A 23,999-nucleotide genomic window follows, 5' to 3' on the forward strand; every position below is an offset into this window, starting at 1 on the left:
CCTCAATTCTTCTTGGCGCCCTTGGGCGCAGTGGTAACCGTCGTCACGCCGGCGAGCCGGACCGCATATCCGGATTCGTGGCGGAGGTCCGCCGATACCAGCGAGGTGCGGTAGCGGGCGGTGATCTGCGGAATGCTGGCGATGAACTGGCCAAACCGGGCCACGACTTCAGCCTCGCTGCCCCGGCCGAGTTCAACGACCGCTCCCTTTTCCAGCGTGGCCTTCCAGGAACCGCGACCCGACAAATCCAGCCGGGCCACCCCTTCATCCAGTTTCCCGTGGGTCATGGGATCGAGCTGGCGCCACATCGCCAGCATCGCCGCCGACGATTTGGCCGGCCCGGCCAGGGTCGGCAGGTCCTCGTCCTCGACATCGCCCAGATTCGCCTCGAAGACCTCGCCGAAACTGTTGACCAGCCGGGTATCGACGACCGCATCGCTGTCGGCATCGGCGTTCTCGGCCTTGGTTTCCCAATAGGCGGCGGGGCGGTGCTCCTCGAGCGCCACGACGAGGTGCAGCGGCCAGACGCGGCGCACCGTCGCATGACGCACCCAGGGCACGGCCTCGAAGGCGGCGCGCGCCTGCTGCAGGTTCATCGTCAGGAAGTTGCCCGACAGCCGCGGCAGCGCGTTCGCCCGCAGCGACGCGCTGCTGTTGCGGCTCACGTCGCCCTCGACGGTGATGGACTTGATCGAGAACGCCGGCTGCCGCGCCAGCCAATGCCCCCCCACCGCCGCCGCGGCCAGCGCCACGGCGAGCAGCAGCAGGCCGGCCACCCCGTTCATCACTCGGATGTCCGGCGGCAGCGGGCTGGCGGTGTGGGTGAAGGTGGCGCCCATGGGGGGGGGGTGGCGGTGGCTCGGGGGTGTCCTGTCAGCCGGCGTTCAGGCCTGGCTGTCCAGCCGCGCCTGCGACAGCAGGTACAGGCACAGCTTGGGATAGGAGATGCCGACGGCCGCGGCCGCCTTGGGCACCAGCGAGTGGGAGGTCATGCCCGGCGAGGTGTTGATCTCGAGCAGGAAGAGCTGGCCGTCGGACCTGCGTCGCATCACGTCGACCCGCCCCCAGCCGCGCGCGCCGAGCGAGCGGTAGGCGGCCAGCACCAGCTGCTGCACCCGGGCCTGCTCCTCGGGCGGCAACTGGCCGACGAGGTATTGCGTGGTGTCGGTGAAGTACTTGTTCTGGTAGTCGTAGTTGCCGCCCTCGGCCCGGATCTCGATGACCGGCAGCGCGATGGCGCTGGCGCCCTCGCCCAGCACCGGGCAGGTCAGTTCGGCGCCGTCGACGAACTCCTCGCACAGCACCTCGGCGTCGTACCTGGCCGCGAGCTCGACCGCCGCCTGCATGTCCGAATACCCCATCACCTTGGTCGCGCCGATCGACGAGCCCTCGTGCGGCGGCTTGACGAAGACCGGCAGGCCGAGTTCGTCCGGCACGGTGCGCACGCGCTCGCGCTGCAACTCGTCGCGCCGCAGGCTCACCCAGCGCGGCGTGGACAGCTGGTCGGCCAGCCAGACGCGCTTGGTCGTGATCTTGTCCATCGCGATGGCCGAGGCCATCACGCCGGAGCCGGTGTAGGGAATGCCCATCAGCTCGAGCGCGCCCTGCACCGTGCCGTCCTCGCCGTGGCGGCCGTGCAGCGCGATGAAGGCGCGCTGGAAGCCTTCGGCCTTGAGCTCGAGCAGGTTGCGCTCGCCCGGATCGAAGGCATGCGCATCGACGCCTTCGGACTGCAGCGCGGCCAGCACGCCGCTGCCCGACATCAGCGAGACCTCGCGCTCGGCCGAGTCGCCGCCGAAGAGCACGGCCACCTTGCCGAGCGCCTTGGCGTCGATGCGGCCGATGGCCAGCTGCTGAGAGAGCGTCGAGTGGGTGTCGAGGGCTGCGGTCATGCGCGGCCTCCCTTCGTCATGAGTTCAACGGTGCGCGCGGGAACGGCGGCGATCGAGCCGGCCCCCATCACGATCACCACATCGCCGGCGCGCGCCTGGTGGGCGATCGCCTGCGGCAGTCCCTGCCAGTCGCCGACGAAGCCGGCCACGGTGCCGCGGTCCGACACCGCGCGCGCCAGGCTTTCGCCGCTGATGCCGGGCAGCGGGGACTCGCTGGCGGCATAGATCTCGGTCAGCAGCACGCCATCGGCCTGCGACAGCACCTCGGCGAAGGCCTCGAAGCAATCGCGGGTGCGGGTGTAGCGATGCGGCTGGAAGGCCAGCAGCAGGCGGCGGCCCGGGTAGGCGCCGCGCGCGGCCTGCAGCACCGCCTGCATCTCCACCGGGTGATGGCCGTAGTCGTCGATCAGCAGCGCGGTGCCCGCGACGCCATCGGCCGCCGCCACCGGCAGCTCGCCATAGGACTGGAAGCGCCGGCCCACGCCACCGAAGGTCGCCAGGCCCTGCAGCAGCGCGGCATCGTCCAGGCCCAGTTCCATCGCCATCGCGATCACCGACAGCGCGTTCAGCACGTTGTGCTGCCCGTTCAGGCGCAGCCGCACGTCCAGCGCGGGCAGGTCGCGGCCCTGGCGGTCGCGGCGCAGCGCGGTGAAGCGCATGCCGCCGCCGGCCTCGGCGCTCACCTCGGTCGCGCGCACCGCGTTGTCCTCGCCCAGTCCGTACAGGACCACCGGGCGCGACACCATCGGCACGATGCTGCGCACGCCGGCGTCGTCGCCGCACAGCACCGCGGCGCCCCAGAACGGCATCAGGTGCAGGAAGTCGACGAAGGCCTGACGCAGATGGGCCATGTCGTGCCCGTAGGTGTCCATGTGGTCCGCGTCGATGTTGGTGACGATCGCCAGCTGCGGCAGCAGGTGCAGGAAGGACGCGTCCGATTCGTCGGCCTCGACCACCATGTGCGGCCCGCTGCCCAGCGCCGCGTTCGCGCCCGCCGCCAGCAACTGGCCGCCGATCGCGTAGCTCGGATCGAGCCCGGCCTGCAGCATCACCGTGGTCAGCAGCGAGGTCGTCGTCGTCTTGCCATGGGTGCCGGCCACCGCGATGCCCAGGCGCGGCCGCATCAGTTCGGCCAGCATCTGGGCGCGCAGCAGGACGGGGATGCCGTGCTGGTGGGCGGCCATCAGCTCCGGGTTGTCGGCCTTGATGGCGCTGGACTTGACCAGCACCTGCGCGTCGCCCACATGCTGGGCCGCATGGCCGATCTGCACGTCGACGCCCAGCGCGCGCAGCCGGCGCGTGGTGTCGCTCTCGCCCTGGTCGGAGCCGGTGACGCGATAGCCCTGCGCGGCCAGCAGCTCGGCGATGCCGCTCATGCCGGCGCCGCCGATGCCGGTGAAATGGATGTGCTGGATGGCGTGCTTCATGCGCGCGCTCCGTTCCCGGCGCCGCCGGAGCGGGCGCCCTTGGCGGCGACCAGCGCCTCGAGTTCATCGGCCACGCGCGAGGCCGCGCGCGGACGCGCCAGCGAGCGCGCCTTCGAGGCCATCGCCAGCCAGTGCTCGCGCGGCTGCTGCAGCAGGTCGAAGAGCGATTGCGCGCTCAGCTCGCCCTGCGGCAGGTGCGTGCCGGCGCCATGCTGCGCCATGTACTGCGCGTTGTCGCGCTGGTGCGAGGTCGTGCTGACGACCAGCGGGACCAGGATGCTGGCGACGCCGGCGGCGCACAGCTCGGACACCGTCACCGCGCCGGCGCGGCAGATCACCACGTCGGCCTCGGCCAGGCGCGTGGCCATGTCGGTGATGAAGGGCACGACCTCGGCCTGCACCCCGGCCTTGGCGTAGGCCGCCTGCACCAGCGGGAAGTTGGCCCCGCCCGTCTGGTGCGTGACCATCGGGCGCTGGTGCTCGTCCCACAGCGCGAGCGTCTGCGGCAGCACGTCGTTGATCGCGCGCGCGCCCAGCGAGCCGCCCACGACCAGCACCTTCAGCGGTCCGTTGCGGTCGGCGAAACGCCGCTCGGGCGCGGGCAGGTCCTCGATCTCGGCGCGCACCGGGTTGCCGGTGACGACGCTCTTCTTCTGCTGCGCGGCGGCCAGGCCGTCAAAGCCGAAGGCGATCTTGCGCGCCACCGGCGCCAGCGCCTTGTTGGACAGCAGCAGCGCCGCATCGGCATTCACCAGCATCAGCGGGCGACGCATCACCCAGGCCATCAGGCCGCCGGGGAAGCAGACGTAGCCGCCCATGCCCAGCACCGCATCGGCCTGGCGCGCGCTGAAGATGTGCGCGCTCTGACCCAGCGCCTTGAACAGCCGCACGACGCCCAGCAGCGAGTGCTTCAGGCCCTTGCCGCGCAGGCCGGCGAAGGACAACCGGTCCATCGGCAGACCCGACGGCGGCACCAGCTTGTTCTCCATGCCGGCCTCGGTGCCGAGCCAGGAGACGGTCCAGCCGCGGCGCTGCATCTCGGCCGCGACCGCGAGCCCCGGGATCACATGCCCGCCCGTTCCAGCGGCCATCACGACGAGGTGGCGAGTACTCATGCCCTCCCCCCTCGCATCAACTGTCGGTTCTCGATATCGATTCGCACGCAGATCGCCAATGCAATGCAGTTCAGGACGGTGGCCGAGCCGCCGTAGCTCATCAGCGGCAGCGTCAGGCCCTTGGTCGGCAGCGCGCCCAGGTTCACGCCCATGTTGATGAAGGCCTGGCCGCCCATCCAGATGCCGATGCCCTGCGCATACAGGCCCGCGAAGACGCGGTCCAGGGCCACCGCCTGCCGGCCGATGTGGAACAGCCGGCGCGACAGCCAGAAGAACGCGAAGATCACGATCGCCACGCCGATGAAGCCGAGCTCCTCGCCGATGACGGCGAGCAGGAAGTCGGTGTGGGCCTCGGGCAGGTAGTGCAGCTTCTCGAGGCTGGATCCCAGGCCCTGGCCGAAGAACTCGCCGCGGCCGAAGGCGATCAGCGAATGCGTCAGCTGGTAGGCCTTGCCCTGCGCGTACTTCTCGTCCCACGGGTTCAGATAGGCAAAGATGCGCTCGCGGCGGAAGTCGCTGAAGGTGATCATCAGCACGAAGGCGCCGATCAGCACCGCCACGCTGAGGAAGAACATGCGGCCGTTGACGCCGCCCAGGAACAGGATGCCCATCGCGATCGCCGCGATCACCATGAAGGCGCCCATGTCCGGCTCGGCCAGCAGCAGCATGCCGGTGAAGGCCAGCGCGGCGGCCATCGGCCACACGGCGCGCACGAAGTTCTCCTTCACCTCCATCTTGCGGACCATGTAGTTGGCCGCGTACATCGCGATGGCCAGCTTGGCCAGCTCGGAGGGCTGGAAGTTCATGACGCCCAGCGGCAGCCAGCGGCGCGCGCCGTTGACGCCTTTGCCCACATGCGGGATCAGCACGATCATCAGCAGCGCCAGCGCGATGACGAAGATCTTGGGCGCGTGGCGCTCCCAGAAGCTCACCGGCACCATCACCGTGATCCATCCCGCCAGCAGGCCGATCGCGATGAACAGGCTCTGCCGCACGAAGAAGTGCATCGGCGCGTACTTCGCGAACTTGGGGTTGTCCGGCAGCGCGATCGACGCCGAATAGACCATCAGCAAGCCCAGCGCCAGCAGCGCCAGCACGACCCAGACCAGCGTCAGGTCGAAGCCGAGGATGCGGGTGGGCTGGCCGGCGGAAGTGGAGACCCAGTCGCGCACCGGCACGTCGACGCCGCCAGCGCCGCCGGCGGTCGCCGGGCGGCGCGACAGCAGCGCGCGGATGCGCTCGTTGAGCTGCTCGAGGACGGTCGCGGCGCTCATCCGACGAAGCCCTCGTCTTCGGCCAGCTCGCGCACGGTGGCGATGAACACCTCGGCGCGGTGGGCGTAGTTGCGGAACATGTCCAGGCTGGCACAGGCCGGGCTCAGCAGGACGCTGTCGCCGGACTGCGCCTGCGCGAGCGCCCAGTGCGTCGCCGCCTCGAGCGACTCATGGCGATGCATGAGCACGCCGCTGTCCTGGAGCGCCGCCTCGATCTGCGGCGCGTCGCGCCCGATCAGCGCCACCGCGCGCGCATGCAGCGCGATCGGGCTGGCCAGTGGGGAGAAGTCCTGCCCCTTGCCGTCGCCGCCCAGGATCATCACCAGCTTGGCCGGCGCGCGGTCGGCGCCCAGGCCCATCACCGCCGCGACGGTCGCGCCGACGTTGGTGCCCTTGGAGTCGTCGTAGAAGTCCACGCCCTTGATCGCGGTGACGAACTCGACGCGGTGCGGCTCGCCGCGGTATTCGCGCAGGCCGTGCAGCATCGGCGCCAGCGGGCAGCCGATCGACGAGGCCAGCGCCAGCGCCGCCAGCGCGTTCGCGGCGTTGTGACGGCCGCGCACGCGCAGCGCGTCGGCCGGCATCAGGCGCTGGATCAGCAGCTCGTCCTCGTCGTCCTTGCGGCGCTTCAGGCCCTTGAGTTCCTCTTCCTGCTCGCGGGCGCGCACCAGCCAGGCCATGCCGTTCTCGACCAGCAGGCCGAAGTCGCCCGGGCGGCGCGGCGCGTCCAGGCCGAAGCGGACCACCTCGCGCTCGACGGTCTTGGCGGGTCGGCCCCGGCCCTGCTTCACCACGACCGGCGCGGGCACCAACGCTTCGACCTCGGGATCGTCGCGGTTGATCACCAGCACGCCGTGCTCGCCGAAGATGCGGCCCTTGGCCCGCGCGTAGGCCGGCATGTCGCCGTGCCAGTCCAGGTGGTCCTGCGTGATGTTGAGCACCGCGCCGGCGCTGGGCTCGAAGCCCTTCACGCCGTCCAGTTGGAAGCTCGACAGCTCCAGCACCCAGACCTGCGGCAGCACCTCGAATTCCGCCGGCTTGGGCGGCGGCGGCTTGATCGGCAGCGGCTGCTCGTCGAGCAGCTCGGCCACGGTCTCGAGCGCGCTGCGCTCGTCGGCCGGGGCCTGTGCGGCCAGCGTCTCGACGGGCGCTTCCGTCGGCGCCTCGATTGGCATTTCGACCGGCGCATCGGCCGTCGCTTCGATCGGCGCTTCGAGCAGCGCCTCCTCGGATGCCTCGGCCGGTGTTTCCGTGGAGGCTTCGGAGGACGCATCGACCGGCGCCAGCAGCGCCTCGGCGTTCGGCACCTCGGCCGCGTCCGAGCCCGGGGCTGCGCTCACCGCCTCGACCGCCAGGTCGACGACGGCCTCGATCTCGGCCTCCTTCGGCTGCGGCATCGGCTCCTTGTCGAGCGCGTCGCTCAACGTGCCCAGCAGCGTCGGGCCGATGTTGCCGGCCATCGCCACGCGGCGGCCGGCACGCTCGACCAGCAGCGCGGTCATGCTGGTGGTCGTCGTCTTACCGTTGGTGCCGGTGATCGCGAGCACGCCCGGCTCGTAGCGGTACAGCGTCTTGAGCTCGGCCAGTGCCTGCGCGAACAGCTCCAGTTCGCCGCGCACGCGCAGGCCGATCTCCTCGGCGCGTGCCAGCAGCGGCTTGAGCCGCGCATCCAGCGGCGACAGGCCGGGGCTCTTCAGCAGCACCCAGCTGTGATCGATCGAGGCCAGCAGCTCCGGCGTGAACTCGCCATGCACGAAGGCCGCCTCGGGCAGCCGCTCGCGCAGCGCAGCGAGCTGCGGCGGCTGCTCGCGGCTATCCCACACCGTCACGCGCGCGCCCAGGCGCGCGGCCCAGGCCGCCATCGCGAGCCCGGAATCACCCAGGCCCAGCACGAACGCGTGCCGGTCCTGGTAGAGGGTGGGGAAGCGGATCGGGGTCATCGTCGTCGCGTCCCGATCAGCGCAGCTTCAGGCTGGCCAGGCCCACCAGGCACAGCAGCATCGTGATGATCCAGAACCGGATGACGACCTGCGTCTCCTTCCAGCCCGACTTCTCGAAGTGGTGGTGCAGCGGCGCCATCTTGAAGATGCGCCGGCCCTCGCCGTACTTCTTCTTCGTGTACTTGAACCAGGTCACCTGAAGCATCACCGACAGCACCTCGGCGACGAAGACGCCGCCCATGATGCCCAGCACGATCTCCTGGCGCGTGATCACGGCCAGCGTGCCCAGGCCGCCGCCCAGCGCCAGCGCGCCGACGTCGCCCATGAAGACCTGCGCCGGATGCGCGTTGAACCACAGGAAGGCCAGGCCAGCGCCCGCGAGCGCGGCGCAGAAGATCAGCAGCTCGCCGGCGCCCGGAATGTAGGGGAAGAGCAGGTAGCGGCTGTAGACCGACGAGCCGGTCACGTACGCGAAGACGCCCAGCGCCGAGCCCACCATCACCACCGGCATGATGGCCAGGCCGTCCAGGCCGTCGGTGAAGTTCACCGCATTGCTGGTGCCCACGATCACGAGGTAGGACAGGCCGATGAAGCCGAACACGCCCAGCGGATAGCTGATCGACTTGAAGAACGGCAGCATCAGGTCGGCCTTGGGCGGAAGCTCGGTCGAGAAGCCGCTGGTGACCCAGCGGAAGAACAGCTGCACGACGCCGAGGAAGCTGGTCTCCGAGACGCTGAAGGCCAGGTAGATCGCGGCGATCAGGCCGATGATCGACTGCCACAGGAACTTCTCCCGCGAGCGCATGCCCTCGGGGTCCTTGTTGACGACCTTGCGGTAGTCGTCGACCCAGCCGATCAGGCCGAAGCCCATGGTCACCAGCATCACCACCCAGACGAAGCGGTTGGACCAGTCGAACCACAGCAGCGTCGAGATGCCGATGCCGATCAGCACCAGCACGCCGCCCATGGTCGGGGTGCCGCTCTTGGCCAGGTGCTGCTGCACGCCGTACTCGCGGATCGGCTGGCCGATCTTGAGTTCGGTCAGGCGGCGGATCACCCACGGGCCGAAGGCCAGGCCGATCAGCAGCGCCGTCAGCGCCGCCATCACCGCGCGGAAGGTGATGTACTGGAAGACGCGCAGGAACCCCAGTTCAGGGAAATAGGTCTGCAGCCACTGGGCCAGACTAAGCAGCATGGGGGTCTCCTGGGCCGCCGGACTGCAAGGCGGCCACGATCTGTTCCATCTTCATGAAGCGCGAGCCCTTCACGAGGATGTTCTGTACTTGCGGCGCGTCCTTCAGCGCGCCGATCAGCTCGGCGACGCTGTCGAACGCGCGGGCACCCGCGCCGTAGGCGGACGCGGCATCCCGCGCCGCGGCTCCGGCGGTCCACAGCGCCGACAGGCCCTGGTCCGCCGCATGCGCGCCGACCTCCTGGTGGAAGGCCGGGCCCTGCTCGCCGACCTCGCCCATGTCGCCGAGGATCAGCCAGGACGCGCCCGGCAGTTCGGCCAGCACGTCGATGGCGGCGCGCACGCTGTCGGGGTTGGCGTTGTAGCTGTCGTCGATGAGCGTGACGCGGCGGCCCTGCCACACCGCCGTCTGCAGCGCGGAGCGGCCCTTGACCGCCTTGAAGGCCTGCAGTCCCTCGCGGATCGCCGCCAGCGGCGCGCCGGCCGCCAGCGCGCAGGCCGCGGCGGCCAGCGCGTTGCGCAGGTTGTGCTGGCCGGCCATCGCCAGGGCCACCGGCACGGTGCCGGCCGGCGTCAGGATCTCGATCGCCCAGTGACCGGCGGCGCCGGTGGCGGCGCTCGCCTCGGTCGGCGCGACCCACTGCGCGCGGCCCATCACGTCGGCCTGGCCCTGCAGGGCGAAGCTGAGCGTGCCGCGGCCGGCGGCCTGTTCCTGCCACACCGGCGCGCAGGGATCCTCGGCCGGGAACACCGCCACGCCGGCGGTGCCCAGCGCGCCGATCACCGCGCCGTTCTCGCGCGCGACGGCCTCGACCGTGTGCATGAACTCCTGGTGCTCGCGCTGCGCGTTGTTGACCAGCGCCACCGTGGGCTGCGTCATCGCGGCCAGCGGCGCGATCTCGCCCGGGTGGTTCATGCCGAGCTCGACGACCGCGGCGCGATGCCACACGACCTCGTTCTGGCGCAGGCGCAGCAGCGTCAGCGGCACGCCGATCTCGTTGTTGAAGTTGCCCTCGGTCGCGAGCATCGCCGCGTCGCCCAGCCAGGCGCGCAGGATGGACGCGATCATCTGCGTCACCGTGGTCTTGCCGTTGCTGCCGGTGACCGCGATGACGGGCAGGTGCTGCTGCTCGCGCCAGGCCTGCGACAGCAGGCCCAGCGCCGCCTTCGCGTCGGGCACCAGCAGCCCGTCCAGGCCGGCCTCGGCCAGGCCGCGCTCGGCCAGGGCCGCGGCGGCGCCGCTGGCCTTGGCCTGGGCCAGGAAGTCGTTGGCATCGAAGCGCTCGCCACGCAGCGCGACGAACAGGTCGCCGGCACGCAGCGTGCGGGTGTCGGTGTGCACGCGCAGCAGCGGCGTGGCCGGGTCACCGACCAGCGTGGTCGCCGGCAGCAGCGGCGACAGCAGCGCGAAGGCGCGGCCCAGCGTCATGAAGGGCACCGCCGGCGCGCCGGGCGCGGTCGAGGCGATGGTCGTGGTGGCGTCGCTCACAGCCCCGCCCTTTCGATCAGCGCGGCCCGCGCGGCCTGCACATCGGAGAACGCGCGGCGCTCGCCGTGGATCTCCTGGTAGTCCTCGTGGCCCTTGCCGGCGATCAGCACGACGTCGCGCGCGCCCGCCTGGTCCACCGCGCGCGCGATCGCCACGGCGCGGTCCGCGATCACCTCGCGCGCCGCATCCGCCGGCAGGCCGGCCTCGATGTCGGCCAGGATCTTCAGCGGATCCTCGGTGCGCGGGTTGTCGCTGGTCAGCACGACCTGCGCCGCCAGCTTCGCCGCGATCGCGCCCATCAGCGGACGCTTGCCCGGATCGCGGTCACCGCCGCAGCCGAAGACCACGCGTAGCTCGCCGCCGCGCGCCGCGGCCAGCGGCTGCAGCGCGCCCAGCGCCTTCTCGAGCGCGTCCGGCGTGTGGGCGTAGTCGACCACCACCTGCGGCAGCTCGCGGCCGCTGCCCACCCGCTGCATGCGGCCCGGCACCGGCGTGACCAGCGCCGCCACGCGGGCGATGTCGTCCAGGCCATGGCCCAGCGCGCGCAGGCCGGCGATGACGCCCAGCAGGTTGGACACGTTGTAGTCGCCGATCAGGCCGGTCTGCACCGGCACCGACGCGGCGCCCTCGCGCAGCGTGAAGGCCAGCCCGTGCGCGTCATGGCGCAGCTCGGTGGCGCTCAGGCGCGCGTCGGCGCGGTCCAGGCCGTAGGTCCAGACGTCCAGCCGGCCCGCGGCGCCCAGCTCGGCCGCCAGTTCGGCACCCTTGGGATCGTCCAGGTTCAGCACCGCGGCCTTCAGGCCCTCCCACGCGAAGAGCTTGCGCTTGGCTGCCCAGTAGGCATCCATGCCGCCGTGGTAGTCCAGGTGGTCCTGCGTGAAGTTGGTGAACAGCGCGACCTGGATGTGGGTGCCGGTCAGCCGGTGTTCCTCGATGCCGATCGACGAGGCCTCGATCGCGCAGGCGCCGAAGCCGTCGTCGGCCATGCGCTTGAAGGCTTCCTGCAGCCGCACCGGATCGGGCGTGGTCAGGCCGGTGGCCTCGATCGAAGCATTCGTCGTCGCGCCCGGCACCGGCGGCTGGCCCACGCCCAGCGTGCCGATCACGCCGCAGCGCGCGCCCAGCAGCGTCAGCGCCTGCGCGATCCACCAGGCGCTGGAGGTCTTGCCATTGGTGCCGGTCACGGCCAGCACGCTCAGCCGCTGGCTGGGCTCGCCGTAGAAGGCCGAGGCGATGCGGCCGCAGTTGGCCTTGAGGTCGGGCAGCGACGCGATGCGCGCGTCGGTGAAACCGTACTCGGCCGCGCCCGCATGCTCGACCAGCGCGGTCGCCGCGCCCGCGGCCAGCGCGCCGGCGACGAACTGGCGGGCGTCCTTCGCGTAGCCGGGCCAGGCGATGAACGCGTCGCCGGCGCCGACGGCGCGGCTGTCCGTGCGCAGCTGGCCGCTGGGCGTCCATTCCAGGAGCCAGCGGGCGGCGGCTTCAGGGGATTTCAGGTGCATCAACATGGTTCGTGCCCGCTCAGAAACTCTCGTCGACGGCTTGCAGCCGTTGCTGCGCCACGATCTGCGGCTTGACGTCCAGGTCGGGCGGCTCGCCCAGCAGGCGCAGCGTCTGGGCCACCACCTGGCTGAACACCGGTCCGGCGACGGCGCCGCCGAAGTACTGGCCGTTCTTCGGCTCGTCGACCATCACCGCCACGATGATGCGCGGCTTGGAAATCGGTGCGATGCCCACGAACCAGGAACGGTATTTGTGGCTCGCATAGCCCTTGCCTTCCTGCTTGTGGGCGGTGCCGGACTTGCCGCCGACGCTGTAGCCCTGGACCATCGCCTGCGGCGCGGTGCCGCCCGGGCCGGCCGCCATCTGCAGCATGCCGCGGATCTCCGCGGCGACCTTGGGGCTGAAGACCTTGATGCCCACCACCGGCTGGTCCGCCGGATGCTTGGTCATCGTGATCGGGATGATGTCACCGTCGCGCGCGAACACCGTGTACGCGCGCGCCAGCTGCAGCAGCGAGGCCGACAGGCCGTAGCCGTAGCTCATCGTCGCCTGCTCGATCGGACGCCAGCTCTTCCACGGCCGCAGCTTGCCGGTCACCGCGCCGGGAAAATCGATCTGCGGGCGCTGGCCCAGGCCGATCGCGGTGAACATCTCGTGCATCTCGCGCGGTTGCATCATCAGCGCCAGCCGCGCCGCGCCGATGTTGCTGGACTTCTGGATCACCTGCTGCACGGTCAGGTCGCCGTGCGGGTGCGCGTCGGTGGGGGACCAGCCCGAGATCACCACGCTGCGCGGGCCGGTGCTCAGCAGCGTGTCGGGACGCACGCGGCCGGTCTCCAGCGCCAGGCCGGCGGTGAACGGCTTCATCGTCGAGCCGGGCTCGAAGACGTCGGTCAGCGCGCGGTTGCGCAGTTGCTCGCCGGACAGATTCTGGCGGTGGCCGGGGTCGTAGCTGGGGTAGTTGGCCAGCGCGAGGATCTCGCCGGTATGCACGTCCAGCACCACCACCGAGCCGGCCTTGGCCTTGTTCTCGGCCACCGCGTCGCGCACGCGCTGGTAGGCGAAGAACTGCACCTTGGCGTCGATCGACAGCTCGATGTCCTTGCCGTTGGTCTCGGGCACGCGCTCGCCGATGTCCTCGACGACGCGCCCCAGCCGGTCGCGCACGACCGAGCGCGAGCCGTCGCGCCCCTGCAGGTCCTTCTGGAAGGCCAGCTCGATGCCCTCCTGGCCCTTTTCCTCGATGTTGGTGAAGCCGACGATGTGCGCGGCGGCCTCGCCCTCGGGATACTGGCGCTTGTACTCGCGGTCCTGGAACACGCCCTTGAGGCCGAGCTCCTTGATCTTGCGCGCGGTCTCGTCGTCGGCCTGGCGACGCAGGAAGACGAAGCGGCTGTTCGGATCCAGCCGCTTGTCGAGCTCGGCGCGCGACATGTCCAGGATCTTGGCGAGCTGGCGGCGCTTCTCGGGATCGGTATCGACCTCCTTGGGAAAGGCCCAGATCGACGGCACCGCGACGCTGGCGGCGAGCACCTGCCCGCTGCGGTCGCTGATCTTGCCGCGGCTGGCCGGCAGCTCCATCTTGTGGGCGTAGCGGGCCTCGCCCTGGCGCTGGAAGAAGTCCTCGCCGATCAGCTGGATGTAGGCGGCGCGCGCCAGCAAGCCGGTGAACGCCAGGCCCACCAGCGCGACCAGGAAACGCGAGCGCCACGGCGGCGTCTTGGACGCCAGCAGCGGGCTGCTGGAATAGCTGACGCCGCGCGTGGGCGCGTTGCGGGCCGCGCCGCGCGCGCCCTGGCCGAGTTTCTTGCCAAGTCTGCCGATCACCGCGCCGCTCCCTGCGGGGCACGCACGCCCCGCACACCGCTGGCTTCGATCGCCGGTGCGTCCGGATTGAAGGTGATCGCGGGCGAGATCGGCCGCATCTTCAGCCGCTCCCGAGCGACCTGCTCCACGCGCAGGTTGGTCGCCTGCGCCTGGCGGTCGGCCATCAGCTTCTGGTAGTCGGCCTCCAGCCGGCGGCCCTCGGTCTGCGCGCGGTCCAGTTCGGTGAACAGCCGGCGCGACTCGTAGGCGCTGCGCACCATGTAGATGCCGGAGACCATCACCGCGACCAGCAGCAGCAGGTTCAGGCGGCCGATCATCGACGGCCTCCCTTCTTCTGCTTGCCGGTGGACTCGGGCACCGGCGCCGGGATCGGCGCCTCGGTGCGCTCGGCCACGCGCAGGATCGCGGAGCGCGCGCGCGGGTTGCCCTGCACCTCGGCCTCGCTGGGCATGACGCGGGCGATGGCGCGCAGCGGTTGCGGCCTGGGCGCGGCGAAGGGGGCGCGGCGGTCGAACTCCTCCTTGCTGTGCGAGGCGATGAAGTTCTTGACGATGCGGTCTTCCAGCGAGTGGAAGCTGATCACCGCCAGCCGGCCGCCCGGCTTGAGCCGCGCGAGCGCCGCGTTCAATCCCTGCTGCAGTTCCTCAAGCTCGGCGTTGACGAATATCCGTAGAGCCTGAAATGTGCGCGTTGAAGGGTCCTTGCCCGGCTCGCGGGTTTTGACCGCACCAGCCACGACTTGGGAAAGCTCGGCGGTTGTCCGGACAGGACGCCCGCCTTCCCGGCGAGCCACAAGCGCCTTTGCAATCGGGAGAGCAAACCGTTCTTCGCCATAGTCGCGGATCACCTGTGCGAGTTGGGACACCTCCGCCCGGGCGATGAAGTCCGCGGCGCTTTCGCCGCGCGTCGTGTCCATGCGCATGTCGAGCGGGCCGTCGAAGCGGAAGCTGAAGCCGCGCTCCGGGTTGTCGATCTGCGGGCTGGAGACGCCCAGGTCCAGCAGGATGCCGTCGACCAGGCCGACGCCCAGCGCGTCGAGTTGCGCGGCCATGTCGGCGAACGCGCTGTGGCAAATGTGGAAACGCGGGTCGTCGACCCGCGTTGGTCCGGAGGTCGCGGCCGCGACCGCCTCGGGGTCGCGGTCGATCGCGATCAGGCGCCCCTCCTCCCCGAGCCGCGACAGCAGCAGCCGCGAATGGCCGCCGCGGCCGAAGGTGCCGTCGACGTAGATGCCAGCGGGGGTCGTGAACGCGCCGTCGACCGTCTCGTGCAGCAGCACGGTCGTGTGGGTGAAGGCGGCGGGGGTGGACTGCTCGCTCATGAGGCTCAGAAGCTGAAGTCCTGGAGCACGGCCGGCATCTCGGACTGCATGATGGCGGCCTCGTGCGCGGCATAGGCCTGGGCATCCCAGAGCTCGAAGTGGCTGCCCATGCCCAGCAGCATGGTGTCCTTCTGCAGGCCGGCCGAGGCGCGCAGTTCCGGCGCGATCAGCACGCGGGCGGCGGCATCGATCTCGACATCCTGCGCGTTGCCGAGGAAGACGCGCTTCCAGCCGGCGGCGGACATCGGCAGCGCGGCGACCTTGTCGCGGAACTGCTCCCAGGCGGGACGGGGGAAGACCATCAGGCAGCCTTCCGGGTGCTTGGTGAGCGTCAGCTGGCCGCCGCACAGCGCCTGCAGGACCTCGCGGTGCCGCGCAGGGACGGTCAAGCGCCCCTTGGCGTCCAACGCCAAGGCACTCGCCCCCTGAAACACGACATTCGCCACTTTGCCCCACTGAATTGCACTTTCTCCCACTTTAATGGCGAGACCGGCGCCGGTCAAGGAAATTTGGCGTTTTTCCCAATTAAATCAATTACTTAGCCAGCATTCTCATGCCATTGCGCAAAATAAAAGTCGTTCTAAATGAAGGACTTAACAAACGGTGTGGAAGTGATGGATCAACTGAAATCGGCAGTCGTACCCGCTTGAAACCGCGGCCGCCGGCATCGTCGCGGCAAGGCGCTGGCTCCCCCGGTCGGTGGGAAATCGGGGCAGCCCCGCCGTCCGGCGGCCGCCGGAAGGGGGACAAAGTGGGAGAAAGGAAAAAGCCCGGCACTGGCCGGGCTTTCGTTCAGTCGGAGCGCGCCGCAGCGCTGGGATCACGGCATCGCCGAAGACGCGGCGGGGGACGGGGTGGCAGCGGCCGCGTCGACCACGCTGCCCTGCCACCAGGCCGGCGTCGACCCCGGCTGCTCGATCGCCAGCGGCGCGCCGATCACCGGCGTCACCAGCTCCACCTTGCGCAGCCGCGCCAGCGCGCTGATGCGCTCGAACGGGTCCTGCCAGCGGTGCATCGCCAGGTCGAAGGTGCCGTTGTGGATGGGCAGCAGCCGCTGCCCCTTCAGATCGATGTGCGCCTGCATCGTCTGCTCCGGCTGCATGTGCACGTAGGGCCAGCGCGGGTCGTAGGCGCCAGTCTCCATCAGGGTCAGGTCGAACGGGCCGAAGCGCTCGCCGATCGCCTTGAAGCCGTCGAAGTAGCCCGTGTCGCCGCTGAAGAACACCCGCAGGTCGCCATCGATCAGCACCCACGAGGCCCACAGCGTCGAGTTGCGGTCGTTCAGCCCGCGGCCGGAGAAATGCTGCGCCGGAGTGGCCGTCAATTGCACGCCGGCGATCGACGTCCCCTGCCACCAATCGAACTGCTGCACCTTGGCTGCAGGCACGCCCCAGTCGATCAGACGCTGCCCCACGCCCAGCGGCGTCAGGAAGCGGCGGACCTTGGGCGCCAGCGCCAGCACGGTGTCGTGGTCGAGGTGGTCGTAATGGTCGTGCGAGAGGATCACCGCCTCGATCTCAGGCAGCTCGTCGAGCGCGATCGGCGGCGCGTGGAAGCGCTTGGGCCCCATCCACGAGAACGGCGACGCGCGTTCCGAGAAGACCGGGTCGGTGAGCCAGAAGCGGCCGCGCAGCTTCAGCAGCACCGTCGAATGGCCCAGCCGGAACAGCGTCCGGTCGGGCGCGGCCAGCAGTTGGTCCTTCGTCAGCGCCTGCACCTCGATCGGCCGGTCCGGCACGGTGCCGGCGGGCTTGTGGAACATGACATCCCAGAAGATCCCGAGCATCTTCCAGAAGCCCTGCTCGGGCTCGACCGCCGGATTGCGGAACCGGCCCTCCGCCCATTGGGGCGACTGCTCGCGGGAGGGTTGGCCTCCCTCCGGCGCGGGGGTGGACGGCCCGTTCGAGGGCACCGGGGTGGGCGAGGACATCACACGGGAAGCGGTCATGGCGAGGGCTCCAACAATCAGGACGGCGACGATGCCGCTCAGCGCGGTGAGCGACAGCGGCAGCAGCGAACGGAGGACGGGGATGAGGTTCATCTGAAACTTGCACTACACAGTGTAGTTTTGGCGAGTGTAGGCAGGCGGGCCGGAAAAGTAAACTCCCCGGTGTAAGATTGCGCCCCATGACTGCCGACGCCCCACTCCCTGCTCCCAGCCCCGCCGTCGAGCCGCCTGCCGACGAGGTGGTGGGCGGCGACGCCGAGCGGATGCGCCTGACCGACCGCAAGCGCCAGGCGATCGTCGACGCGGCGATCGCGGAGTTCCGCGAGCATGGCTTCGAGGTCGCGAACATGGACCGCATCGCGGGCCGGGCGCAGGTGTCCAAGCGCACCGTCTACAACCACTTCAGCGGCAAGGACGCGCTGTTCGACGCGATCCTGGAGCGCCTCTGGGCGGCAACGGAGGCGCAGGTCACGTTGGCTTATCGCGCCGACCGCCCACTGCGCGAGCAGTTGCTGATGCTGATCGACCAGAAGCTGGCGATGAGCGGTGACCCGCAGTTCCTCGACCTGGCGCGGGTGCTGATCGCCGAGGCGATCCACGCACCGCAGCGGGCGCGGGACATGCTGTGTCGGCTGGGGGGGCGCGAAGAGGGATTGACCGTGTGGATCCGCGCAGCGATGGCCGACGGGCGCTTGAAGGCCGGCGACCCGGCCTTCGCCGCGGCGCAGCTGCAGGCGCTGGTCAAGGGCTTCGCGTTCTGGCCGCAGATCACCATGGGGCAGCTCCCGTTGGACGCGACGCAGCAGCGTCGGGTCGCGGATTCGGCGGCTGACATGTTCCTGTGCTTCTACGCGGTGGAAGCGGGGGGCTGAAGTTCCCCCCTTCTGGGCGTTCGCCGGGGAGACCCCTCACTCCTACCCTCTCCCCGCCCGGCGGGGAGAGGGAGTTCCTCGGGGTGGGGCCTGGGCTTGTGGGCGACGCTGGCGGGCGGGTCAGAAGTCCGTAGGTCCGGACTGGCCGGCGCTCAGGCGGAAGGTGCCGACCACGTCGGCCAGCTTCTGGGCCTGGTCCTTGAGGCTCTCGGCGGCGGCGGCCGATTCCTCGACCAGCGACGCGTTCTGCTGCGTGACCTGGTCGAGCTGCGCCACCGCCACGTTGACCTGCCCGATGCCGTGGCTCTGCTCCTGCGCGGTGTGGCTGATCTCGCCGATCATCTGCGCCACGCGCTGCACGCTGCCCACCACCTCGTTCATCGTCTCGCCGGCGGTCGAGACCTGCCGCGTGCCGGTCTCGACACGCTCGACGCTGGCGGTGATCAGCGACTTGATCTCCTTGGCCGCGCCGGCCGAACGCTGCGCCAGCGCCCGCACCTCGCCGGCCACGACGGCGAAGCCGCGGCCCTGCTCGCCAGCGCGCGCCGCCTCCACCGCCGCGTTCAGCGCCAGGATGTTGGTCTGGAACGCGATGCCGTCGATGACGCCGATGATGTCGCCGATCTGGCGCGAGCTCGTGCTGATCTCCTGCATCGTCGAGACCACCTGCCCCATCGCCTCGCCGCCCTGGCGCGCGACGCAGCTGGCGGTGTCGGCCAGCTGGCGCGCCTGGTCGGCATTGGCGGCGCTGTTGGCGACGGTGCTGTTGAGCTCCTCCATGGAGCTGGCCGTCTCCTGCAGGTTGCTGGCCGTCTCCTCGGTGCGCTGGCTCAGGTCGTGGTTGCCGGCGGCGATCTGGCGCGAGGCGACCGCGATCGACTGGCTGGTCTCGCGCACCTGCAGCATCACCTGCTCGATCTTGTGGACGAACTGGTTGAAGCCACGGGAGATGTCGGCGATCTCGTCCTCGCCGCGCACCTGCAGGCGCTGGCTGAGGTCGCCCTCGCCGGCGCCGATGTCGTTCATCGCGCGCTTGATGCCGGCCAGGCCGCTCAGCAGCGCGCCGACGGCCGCGGCCGCCACCAGCGCCGCCACCGCCGTCACCACCAGCATCGTCAGGCCCGCGTTGCGCAGCACGTCCGACAGCGCCGCCAGCGCCTCGTTGCGCTCGGCCGCGGCCACCAGCACCCAGTCGGTGCCCGGCACATCCACGGCCTTCAGGAAGAAGCGATGCTCCCCCACCTCGGCCAGCGTCGGCTCGTCGCCGTGCGCGGTCGTCAGCAGCGCGCCGTCGATCGCCGCCGACAGGTCCTTCACCGGCTTGAGCGTCAGCGCCGCGTCCGGGTGGGCGATCACGGTGCCCTGCTTGTCCAGCAGCATCGCGAAGCCGCTGGCGGTCGGCTTGATCGACTTCATCGTCGCGACGATGTCGTCCAGCGCCACGTCGGTGCCGGTCACCGCCTTGAGCTCGCCGCCCGCGCGCACCGCGCTGGCGAAGGTCACGACCAGCTTCTTGCTGGAGGCCGCCACGTAGGGCGCGGTGATCACCGGCTGGTCGGTCGCGGAGGCCAGCTTGTACCAGCCGCGGCCGGTCGGGTCGTAGTCGGCGGGACGCTGGCGGTCGGGGATGGAGATCATCCGCTTGTCAGCACCGCCGACATAGGCCAGATCCAGGCGCCCGGACTGCAGCGCCTGCGTCAGCACCGGACGGGGGTCCTCGAGCTGCGCGGCCGGCGCCATCGCGGCGACCACGTCCTTCTGCGTCTTCACCCATGCGGCAACGCCGTTGGCGTTGGCGGTGGCGAGGTCGGTCAACTGGGCCTGCACCTGGCGACGGGCGTGATCGCGCACGGCCCAGTAGCTGGCGAAGGTGGCGAGCGCGACGGCGGCGACGACGATCAGGATGCTGATCGCGATCAGGCGCGACTTGATGGTCTTCATCACGGCGGGGGTGTCCTGGGGGGATGGGGCGCCCCTCCACGGAGGGAAAGGGCAATTGAGGTTCCGGCCGCGCCGTCCATGACCTAGATCAAACGCGTGATGGCTTCTGGCGCGCGGCGGCCGGGATTGTGCGGTGAGCGCCAGTGATAACCAAGGGTTTCCACCAAGAAGACGGCCGACGCCGTGACGCTCGTCACGACGCCGGCCCAAGCGGGAGACAACGCTCCCACGGCTCAGCCATCGAGGGCGCGGGCCCTCAGTTCGATTCCTTGATGAGGCGGCCAGACTGCGCCTGCAGCGGCCGCGCGTTCATCGGGTACAGGTGCGAGAACACCGAGATCTGCTGGGTCGACAGCTGCACCGGCTGGCGCAGCACCAGCCACAGCACGCCCTCGGTGCAGGGCGGCGTCGTCAGCGAGCCCATGTAGGAGAAGTAGCCGCGCTCCGCGGGCAGCAGCTGGTTGAGGTCGATCGGCACCGGCGCGTTGTAGGTGTCGCCGCGCTCCAGCGGCAGGTGGTTCCAGACCGTCTGGATCAGCGCCTGATCCTGGCCGCGCTCCAGCAGCACCGCCAGGACGGCGAGCCGGCCCTCGGCATCCTTGTGGACGAGGTGGGCCACCATGTCGTACTGGCGGCCGTTGATGCGCTCCTCGCTGGGGCGATGGAAGTGGAACTGCTGCAGCTCGTAGCGCCGGCCCATGATCTGCAGCGAGTTGCCCGGCGCCACGTTCACCTGGACCGTGTGGCCGTTGTCCACGACCGAGAAGGCGCTGGACTTGTAGTCGAAGCGGATGCGCTCCTGGTCGACCTTGATGGTGTCGCGCAGGTCGATGGGGCTTTGCCGGGTGCCAATCGCGCATTGGCGGAATTCGGGCTCGAGCTGGCCCCAGCGGTCGGGCGCCCCTTCGCCGGTGTAGGCCCAGGGGGTGGTCGACCGGGCGGCCGAGGCCGCCGCCGCCGGCTTGGCCGCCGCGCGGCGCGCGCGCTGGTCGACCGGATTGTTCGTGCGGACGTCGGTGGGCGCCTTCTTCGCGTTCAGCTTGAGGGTGGCCGCATCGTCCTTGAGGCGCTCCGCGAGGCGGTCGCGCAGCGGCTCGCCCGCATCGACGGCGGGGGCCGCCTTGGGCGCGGGCGCGTCGGCGGCCAGGACCGGGCCGCCGAACAGCAGGGACAGACACAGGACGGCCGGCAACCAGGTGCCGAGGCCGGGACGGTGGGACATGGATCGCTCCGCAGGACTTCGGTGTGCCCGCCGTCGGCGGGATGCGCGACGGCGTCCGGACGCGGGTCCGGCGCACCCTCCCTATTTCGGAGGATCGCCGACCTTCTTGAGGGTGACCGGCGGGCGGACGTCACGCCGCGGGCGTGGACACCTCGCGCTTGACCCAGGTCCAGGCGACCAGGCCGATGCACATCATCCCGGCCGAGGCGAGGGCCAGGGTCAGCATGGAATGCATCACCAGCGGCACCAGCACGCCGGCGACCAGCCCGTTGGCGGCGCTGCCGATGCAGGCCTGCAGGGAAGACGCCATGCCGCGGCGCTCGGGCGCCTGGTCCAGCACCAGCAGCGTCACCACCGGCACCATCAGCGCCCAGCCGAAGGCGAAGCTGCTGATCAGCGGGAAGGCCCAGAACACGCTGTGCGGCAGCGTCAGGTTGCAGACGATGTTGGCGATGGACGTGAAGCCCATGATGAAGAAGCCGCGCCGGATCTGCTTGCGCGGCGCGATCTGGCCAGCCAGGCGGCCGCTGAGCCAGGCGCCGCCCATGATCCCGCCGATGCTGAACAGGAAGAACCAGAAGAACTGCGTGGGCGCCAGGCCCAGGTGCTCGCCCAGGAACACCGGCGCGGCCAGCACGTACAGGAACATGCCGTTGAACGGGATGCCGCTGGCCAGCGCCAGCAGCAGGAAGCGGCGGCTGCCCACCAGCGAGCGGTAGCCGCGCAGCAGCGAGCCGACGTGGAAGGGCTGGCGGTGGTCGCGGTGCAGCGTCTCGGGCATCAGGCGCCAGGTGACGGCGAACAGCAGCGCGCCGACGAAGACCAGGAACCAGAAGATCGCGTGCCAGTCGGCGTGGACGTAGAGGAAGCCGCCGATCATCGGCGCGATCGCGGGCGCCAGGCCGAAGAAGATCGTCACCTGGGACATCACCCGCTGCGCCTCGGAGGGCGGGAACATGTCGCGGATGATGGCGCGCGAGACCACCACGCCGGCGCCCGCGGACAGGCCCTGCACGGTGCGCCAGAACACCAGCTGGCCGATGCTGCCCGCGAGCGCGCAGCCCATCGACGACAACGCGAACACCGCCATGCCCCACAGCACCACCGGCCGCCGGCCGAAGCTGTCGGACAGCGCGCCGTGGAACAGGTTCATCACCGCGAAGCCCAGCAGGTAGCCGGACAGGGTCTGCTGCATCTCGATCGGCGTGGCGTCGAGCGCCTTGGCGATGCCGGCGAAGGCCGGGATGTAGGTGTCGATCGAGAAGGGCCCCACCGTGGCCAGCGCGGCCAGCAGGATGGCGAGGGCCCAGCGTGGCGCGCGCCACAGTTGGCTGGCTTCGGGATTCATGCGTGGGGCGATGCGAGCGTGCGAGAAGCCGCCGACGATACCCCCGCCCGGGCCGTTGCACCGGCCGTCATGCCGCCCGGGCACACCGCTTGCGGGGACGGGCGTGCGCGAGTCGCCCGGGTCCGCCGGGCGGCGGCCCGCGCTGTGGCGGCCCCCCTACACTGCGGGGCTTTTGCGGAACTTCGGGCGGAGACGGCGGTGCCAGGCGTGTTGAGCATTGGGGTGGTGGGACTGGGCGTGATGGGCCAGCGGATGCTGGCGCGGCTGGCCGGGCATGCGCGACTGCGCGTCACCCAGGTCTGGGACGAGAACCCGGTGGTGCTGGCGCAGGTGCTGGCGAACGACCCGATGCTGCGCGCCGCCAGCAGCGCCGAGGCGCTGATCCGCGAGCCCGGCCTGCACGGCCTGTACATCGCCACGCCGCCGGGGCCGCACATCGCGCTGTCCGAGCGTGCCTTCGACGCCGGGCTGCCGGTGCTGTGCGAGAAGCCGCTCACCACCGACTTCGCCGCCGCCCGCGCCTGCATCGAGCGCATCGAGCAGGAGCGGCGCCGGGCCGCGGTCAACTATTCGCTCGCGTCGTCGACCGGCCTGGCGCAGTTGCAGCTGGCCTTCGGCGCGGCGTCGCGGCGGCCGCTGGGAGCGCTGCGGGATGTGCTCATCGACCTGCGCTTCGCCGCCTGGCCGCGGCCCTGGCAGGCCGGCGCGGGCGCCTGGCTGTCGCAGCGCGCCGAGGGCGGCTTCACGCGCGAGGTGCTGTCGCATTTCATCTTCGTGCTGCAGCGGGTGCTGGGCCCGGCGCGCGTCGTGCGCAGCGAGGTCGTGTATCCGGCGGACAGCGTCGGCTCGGAGCTCTCCGTCGAGGCGGAGCTGAGCGCGGCGGGCGTGCCGGTCATGATCAGCGCGGGCATCGGCGGCGAGCGCGCCGACGACAACCGCATGCTGTGGCGCGCCAGCGAAGGCGAGATCGAGTTGCGCGACTGGTTCGGCGTGACGCAGCAGCGCCAGGGCGAGCGTGTGCAGAGCCTGGGCGACGCCGAGACCCTGCGCATGAACGGCATGACCGACCAGCTCGGTCACTGGGCCGCAATGCTGGAAGGCCGCTCGCACAGCCTCCCCGGCTTCGCCGAAGCGCTCGCAGTCCAGCAAACCATCGAAGCGATCCTTGCAGGCAAGTCCTGACACCAAACGCACCGCGTGGCCGAAGCGGTTTCGCTTTGGGATGCCCCGCTAGGCGCGAACCGGAGCCATAGCTCAGCTATGGTGAGGATTCGCAACGATGCGGGGAGCCCAAAGCGAAGCCGAGGCGGCCACGCGGTTAAACTCTCGCCCCGTGAAGTAAGCCAGACCGCCGCTGGTGCGATCGTGGAAACACGGCACTGGAGGAAGGTCCGGACTGCATAGAGCGGCGTAGCAGCTAACGGCTGCCCGGCGAAAGCCGAGGATCAGAGCAACAGAGACGAGTCGGGACCGGTGCAAGCCGGTTTCGGGTGAAACGGGCAATCTCTACGCGCAGCAACACCAAGTAGGCCAGCGTTGATGCGGCTCGCAGAGCTGGCGGGTAGGTGGCACCGAGCCGGGCAGTGATGCCCGGCCCAGATGAATGGCGGTCACGCGGCGAATCGCAAGAGGAGCCGCGCACAGAATCCGGCCTATCGGCTTGCTTCACCTTTATGACGATTTGCAAG

General features: G+C 70.4%; 19 protein-coding genes and 1 other RNA gene. 3 read left to right on the forward strand and 17 right to left on the reverse strand.

From position 1 onward, the window contains the following. Nucleotides 1–2 precede the first annotated feature (2 nt). From FHT37_RS13135 to FHT37_RS13200, 14 genes are all read right to left on the reverse strand, one after another. On the reverse strand, nt 3–839 hold the full coding sequence (locus tag FHT37_RS13135) for a cell division protein FtsQ/DivIB (RefSeq protein ID WP_183481915.1): 837 nt from the start codon (nt 837–839) through the stop codon (nt 3–5). 45 nt (nt 840–884) lie between these two features. Further along, the gene (locus tag FHT37_RS13140; RefSeq protein ID WP_183481918.1) at nt 885–1,892 is read right to left on the reverse strand and encodes a D-alanine--D-alanine ligase; all 1,008 of its coding nucleotides are present in this window, start codon (nt 1,890–1,892) and stop codon (nt 885–887) included. After that, nucleotides 1,889–3,319, reverse strand: a complete 1,431-nt coding sequence (gene murC, locus FHT37_RS13145) for a UDP-N-acetylmuramate--L-alanine ligase (RefSeq protein WP_183481921.1) — start codon at nt 3,317–3,319, stop codon at nt 1,889–1,891. Before murC ends, FHT37_RS13140 begins: the two co-directional genes overlap by 4 nt. Further along, the gene (gene murG / locus FHT37_RS13150) at nt 3,316–4,434 is read right to left on the reverse strand and encodes an undecaprenyldiphospho-muramoylpentapeptide beta-N-acetylglucosaminyltransferase (protein WP_183481924.1); all 1,119 of its coding nucleotides are present in this window, start codon (nt 4,432–4,434) and stop codon (nt 3,316–3,318) included. Before murG ends, murC begins: the two co-directional genes overlap by 4 nt. Beyond that, on the reverse strand, nt 4,431–5,708 hold the full coding sequence (ftsW, locus tag FHT37_RS13155; protein ID WP_183481927.1) for a putative lipid II flippase FtsW: 1,278 nt from the start codon (nt 5,706–5,708) through the stop codon (nt 4,431–4,433). Before ftsW ends, murG begins: the two co-directional genes overlap by 4 nt. After that, a complete protein-coding gene (gene murD, locus FHT37_RS13160; protein WP_255489636.1) occupies nt 5,705–7,648 on the reverse strand; it encodes a UDP-N-acetylmuramoyl-L-alanine--D-glutamate ligase in 1,944 nt (647 codons plus the stop codon). Before murD ends, ftsW begins: the two co-directional genes overlap by 4 nt. 16 nt (nt 7,649–7,664) lie before the next feature. Next, nucleotides 7,665–8,843: a phospho-N-acetylmuramoyl-pentapeptide-transferase gene (gene mraY, locus FHT37_RS13165; RefSeq protein ID WP_091726023.1), complete on the reverse strand. Its 1,179-nt coding sequence runs from the start codon at nt 8,841–8,843 to the stop codon at nt 7,665–7,667. Further along, nucleotides 8,833–10,269: a UDP-N-acetylmuramoyl-tripeptide--D-alanyl-D-alanine ligase gene (murF, locus tag FHT37_RS13170; protein WP_183482980.1), complete on the reverse strand. Its 1,437-nt coding sequence runs from the start codon at nt 10,267–10,269 to the stop codon at nt 8,833–8,835. Before murF ends, mraY begins: the two co-directional genes overlap by 11 nt. Nucleotides 10,270–10,325: 56 nt before the next feature. After that, a complete protein-coding gene (locus tag FHT37_RS13175; protein ID WP_183481930.1) occupies nt 10,326–11,837 on the reverse strand; it encodes a UDP-N-acetylmuramoyl-L-alanyl-D-glutamate--2,6-diaminopimelate ligase in 1,512 nt (503 codons plus the stop codon). Nucleotides 11,838–11,850: 13 nt separating this feature from the next. Further along, nucleotides 11,851–13,656 (reverse strand): penicillin-binding protein 2, encoded by a 1,806-nt coding sequence (locus tag FHT37_RS13180; protein ID WP_183482982.1) that lies wholly within the window; start codon nt 13,654–13,656, stop codon nt 11,851–11,853. Beyond that, complete coding sequence (ftsL, locus tag FHT37_RS13185) at nt 13,656–13,976, reverse strand: cell division protein FtsL (protein ID WP_221211089.1); 321 nt, start codon at nt 13,974–13,976, stop codon at nt 13,656–13,658. Before ftsL ends, FHT37_RS13180 begins: the two co-directional genes overlap by 1 nt. After that, the gene (gene rsmH / locus FHT37_RS13190; RefSeq protein WP_091726030.1) at nt 13,973–14,980 is read right to left on the reverse strand and encodes a 16S rRNA (cytosine(1402)-N(4))-methyltransferase RsmH; all 1,008 of its coding nucleotides are present in this window, start codon (nt 14,978–14,980) and stop codon (nt 13,973–13,975) included. The genes ftsL and rsmH overlap by 4 nt, the downstream gene beginning before the upstream one ends. A gap of 5 nt (nt 14,981–14,985) precedes the next feature. Further along, nucleotides 14,986–15,426: a division/cell wall cluster transcriptional repressor MraZ gene (gene mraZ, locus FHT37_RS13195; protein ID WP_233218122.1), complete on the reverse strand. Its 441-nt coding sequence runs from the start codon at nt 15,424–15,426 to the stop codon at nt 14,986–14,988. Between the two features lie 374 nt (nt 15,427–15,800). Beyond that, a complete protein-coding gene (locus tag FHT37_RS13200) occupies nt 15,801–16,910 on the reverse strand; it encodes an MBL fold metallo-hydrolase (RefSeq protein WP_183482984.1) in 1,110 nt (369 codons plus the stop codon). A 281-nt stretch (nt 16,911–17,191) separates the two neighbouring features. Between FHT37_RS13200 and FHT37_RS13205 the strand changes: the two genes are divergently transcribed. Further along, on the forward strand, nt 17,192–17,800 hold the full coding sequence (locus tag FHT37_RS13205; protein WP_221211114.1) for a TetR/AcrR family transcriptional regulator: 609 nt from the start codon (nt 17,192–17,194) through the stop codon (nt 17,798–17,800). A gap of 120 nt (nt 17,801–17,920) precedes the next feature. Here the strand turns inward: FHT37_RS13205 and FHT37_RS25675 are convergent, their stop codons facing one another. From FHT37_RS25675 to FHT37_RS13220, 3 genes are all read right to left on the reverse strand, one after another. Beyond that, a complete protein-coding gene (locus FHT37_RS25675; protein ID WP_183481936.1) occupies nt 17,921–19,741 on the reverse strand; it encodes a methyl-accepting chemotaxis protein in 1,821 nt (606 codons plus the stop codon). A gap of 256 nt (nt 19,742–19,997) precedes the next feature. Then, on the reverse strand, nt 19,998–20,963 hold the full coding sequence (locus FHT37_RS13215; RefSeq protein WP_183481939.1) for a carbonic anhydrase: 966 nt from the start codon (nt 20,961–20,963) through the stop codon (nt 19,998–20,000). Nucleotides 20,964–21,093: 130 nt separating this feature from the next. Further along, complete coding sequence (locus FHT37_RS13220; protein ID WP_091726045.1) at nt 21,094–22,311, reverse strand: multidrug effflux MFS transporter; 1,218 nt, start codon at nt 22,309–22,311, stop codon at nt 21,094–21,096. Nucleotides 22,312–22,518: 207 nt separating this feature from the next. On the opposite strand from FHT37_RS13220, the gene FHT37_RS13225 reads away from it, so the two are divergent. Both FHT37_RS13225 and rnpB read left to right on the forward strand, forming a co-directional pair. After that, nucleotides 22,519–23,493 (forward strand): Gfo/Idh/MocA family protein, encoded by a 975-nt coding sequence (locus FHT37_RS13225; RefSeq protein ID WP_183481942.1) that lies wholly within the window; start codon nt 22,519–22,521, stop codon nt 23,491–23,493. 153 nt (nt 23,494–23,646) lie between these two features. After that, nucleotides 23,647–23,982, forward strand: an RNA gene (rnpB, locus tag FHT37_RS13230) — RNase P RNA component class A. Nucleotides 23,983–23,999 lie beyond the last annotated feature (17 nt).

The sequence above is a fragment of the Mitsuaria sp. BK037 genome (assembly GCF_014193045.1).
Lineage (GTDB): Bacteria > Pseudomonadota > Gammaproteobacteria > Burkholderiales > Burkholderiaceae_C > Roseateles.

What these genes read in the sequence shown, in the direction of transcription:
- mraY (WP_091726023.1), bottom strand. Translation starts at nt 8,843, where the DNA reads ATGCTGCTTAGTCTGGCCCAGTGGCTGCAGACCTATTTCCCTGAACTG.
- FHT37_RS13175 (WP_183481930.1), bottom strand. Translation starts at nt 11,837, where the DNA reads ATGTTGATGCACCTGAAATCCCCTGAAGCCGCCGCCCGCTGGCTCCTG.
- rsmH (WP_091726030.1), bottom strand. Translation starts at nt 14,980, where the DNA reads ATGAGCGAGCAGTCCACCCCCGCCGCCTTCACCCACACGACCGTGCTG.
- FHT37_RS25675 (WP_183481936.1), bottom strand. Translation starts at nt 19,741, where the DNA reads ATGAAGACCATCAAGTCGCGCCTGATCGCGATCAGCATCCTGATCGTC.
- FHT37_RS13140 (WP_183481918.1), bottom strand. Translation starts at nt 1,892, where the DNA reads ATGACCGCAGCCCTCGACACCCACTCGACGCTCTCTCAGCAGCTGGCC.
- murC (WP_183481921.1), bottom strand. Translation starts at nt 3,319, where the DNA reads ATGAAGCACGCCATCCAGCACATCCATTTCACCGGCATCGGCGGCGCC.
- FHT37_RS13220 (WP_091726045.1), bottom strand. Translation starts at nt 22,311, where the DNA reads ATGAATCCCGAAGCCAGCCAACTGTGGCGCGCGCCACGCTGGGCCCTC.
- murF (WP_183482980.1), bottom strand. Translation starts at nt 10,269, where the DNA reads ATGACGCTGGGCCGCGCCTTCGCGCTGCTGTCGCCGCTGCTGCCGGCG.
- murD (WP_255489636.1), bottom strand. Translation starts at nt 7,648, where the DNA reads ATGACCCCGATCCGCTTCCCCACCCTCTACCAGGACCGGCACGCGTTC.
- FHT37_RS13215 (WP_183481939.1), bottom strand. Translation starts at nt 20,963, where the DNA reads ATGTCCCACCGTCCCGGCCTCGGCACCTGGTTGCCGGCCGTCCTGTGT.
- FHT37_RS13200 (WP_183482984.1), bottom strand. Translation starts at nt 16,910, where the DNA reads ATGTCCTCGCCCACCCCGGTGCCCTCGAACGGGCCGTCCACCCCCGCG.
- ftsL (WP_221211089.1), bottom strand. Translation starts at nt 13,976, where the DNA reads ATGATCGGCCGCCTGAACCTGCTGCTGCTGGTCGCGGTGATGGTCTCC.
- ftsW (WP_183481927.1), bottom strand. Translation starts at nt 5,708, where the DNA reads ATGAGCGCCGCGACCGTCCTCGAGCAGCTCAACGAGCGCATCCGCGCG.
- FHT37_RS13205 (WP_221211114.1), top strand. Translation starts at nt 17,192, where the DNA reads ATGCGCCTGACCGACCGCAAGCGCCAGGCGATCGTCGACGCGGCGATC.
- FHT37_RS13135 (WP_183481915.1), bottom strand. Translation starts at nt 839, where the DNA reads ATGGGCGCCACCTTCACCCACACCGCCAGCCCGCTGCCGCCGGACATC.
- murG (WP_183481924.1), bottom strand. Translation starts at nt 4,434, where the DNA reads ATGAGTACTCGCCACCTCGTCGTGATGGCCGCTGGAACGGGCGGGCAT.